General features: G+C 36.8%; 1 protein-coding gene. It reads right to left on the bottom strand.

Going from position 1 to position 1,406, the window contains the following annotated elements:
• Positions 1 to 150 precede the first annotated feature (150 nt).
• Positions 151 to 1,266: an IS4 family transposase gene (locus F7888_RS22250; RefSeq protein ID WP_191783586.1), complete on the bottom strand. Its 1,116-nt coding sequence runs from the start codon at positions 1,264 to 1,266 to the stop codon at positions 151 to 153.
• Positions 1,267 to 1,406 lie beyond the last annotated feature (140 nt).

Below are 1,406 nucleotides of genomic sequence, written 5' to 3'. Positions count from 1 at the left end.
TCACTAGTGTTGCATAAATAGTGTCATAATTTTCAGTTTACTCACCTTCCCTGTTTAGAGGCAAAAAAGTAAATACCCAATCAAAGGTGGCCCCATCCATTTGGAAATTTATTTACAATTAGACTTTTGCAACGACGACAATTTGCATATTTAAGGGATGGCTTTTCCTTCAATCTTTCGAAGCCAAACATTCGCTGGTTTCCACAATGCAGCCCTTAGATAACGGCTAATCTGTAAGGTTTTTCGCTTGCTTCTGGTCTCGATTTGTACGAGAACATGTAGGCAAAAAACAATTAGTGCGATAAATACTTGATTTTGAATCGCCCATTCGCTTTGACCGTAGAACTTTTTGATGCTGAGATGTTGTTTGATCCATTTAAAAAACAGCTCAATTGCCCACCGTGATTTATACATTTCTGAAATTTCTTCGGCGCTTAAATCAAAACGATTTGTAATTAAATGAAGTTCATTTCCTTTTGAGTCAATCACTTTTAGAAGCCGAAAGTAATTTTCAGCACGGTTTTGAGTCGTACCTATCAACACCATTTGGTCTGATAAAACAGCTGTATCCTTTGGTAGCTTAAAATCGTAAACGTTCCGTATGACTGCATTTTTGCGTAGCCGTGAAAGAAAGAAGTAACCATCATCAGTCATGCGATCAAAGCGCTCGTAGTCTAGATAACCACGGTCAAACACATACATGCATTCCTTGTCATCCACCATGATTTCAAGCTGACCACGGTCATGTGCTTTTGCCGTTGTCATAACGGCCTTTTCAGGATAGGATATACCCTTTTCCATAAACACAAGGCGCAAATGTAACTTTACACCTGCTTTTGTTTTGCGGAATTTAGCCCATTTATGATTGGTCAAATTAAGTGGCAATGTGCTTGAATCAATGATTTTTAACGGCATCACGAGTTTCGTGTAATGCGTTTTGGCATGAATTTGTGACACTAAATCAAGAAAAAGCCTTTGAAATAGGTCAGGGTTTATGCCGTTTAACCGCCGTGACAACTGAGAAATACTAATAGAATCAAGGTCTATCCCTTTTTGAAGCTGGTCATCGAAAAGACAATCACCCAGCGCATGCAGACTTTCAATTTCTTGTAGCTGCGCAAAAAGTAGTAATTTTAGAAATGACTCTGTCGTTAATTTTTTCGTATAGTAATCTAATTTCATCGTTTTCACGTTTTCTTCAAATAATTGAAGATTTATAGGTGAAAACCATTGTCCAAATGAAGTTTTTCGTGTAATCTTGTCCATGTGATGGTCCTTTTTTAGTGGATTTGGACGGGTTACCACCTGACTAATCCATTATAAAGGACTTTTTCTTTGCACAAAATAATAATATTGAACATTTTGAGTATTTTTAATAGTGAATTTAAATTAATGCAACACTAGTG

This window comes from Litchfieldia stipae (assembly GCF_014837155.1).
Lineage (GTDB): Bacteria > Bacillota > Bacilli > Bacillales > Bacillaceae_L > Litchfieldia.
The sequence above is the reverse complement of the archived record's forward strand: the minus strand, read 5'-3'. Positions and strand labels throughout refer to the sequence as shown.

Bases quoted from the DNA above. Each gene is read 5' to 3' on its own strand.
- F7888_RS22250 (WP_191783586.1), bottom strand. From the start codon at position 1,266: ATGGACAAGATTACACGAAAAACTTCATTTGGACAATGGTTTTCACCT.